Source organism: Shewanella sp. T24-MNA-CIBAN-0130, from assembly GCF_040310185.1.
Taxonomy (GTDB): Bacteria; Pseudomonadota; Gammaproteobacteria; order Enterobacterales; family Shewanellaceae; genus Shewanella; species Shewanella psychromarinicola.
In genome coordinates this window covers 1-277 of sequence record NZ_JBEOPP010000276.1, presented here as the reverse complement: position 1 = coordinate 277, position 277 = coordinate 1, and the positions used below count along the sequence as shown (strand labels likewise).

The 277-nt window shown below is 45.1% G+C and carries 1 protein-coding gene; it reads right to left on the bottom strand.

Going from position 1 to position 277, the window contains the following annotated elements:
* On the bottom strand, positions 1-277 hold a 277-nt coding region (locus tag AAEZ02_RS22365), incomplete at both ends, for an imelysin family protein (RefSeq protein WP_351125222.1).

The following is a 277-nucleotide window of genomic DNA, read 5'->3' as shown; positions in this document are numbered from 1 at the left end:
GACGCATTCCAGCACCTTCGCCAACGCCATTGTTATCTTGACCCCATAATAAAAACTCAATCGCATGGTAGCCCGTCGTGACATTAGCTTCACTGCCCCCAATCTCACTCATCTCTATCAATAGCTCTGGCGTGATAGTGCTCGTATCTTGATTCAAACTACCGACGGCTATGCTATCACTGTTGATGATGTTATCTTTACTATTGTATTCGCCTTCATAGCTATCGCTAACATAATCGATAAGCGCTTCATCAAGCGGCCATGCGTTTACTTGACC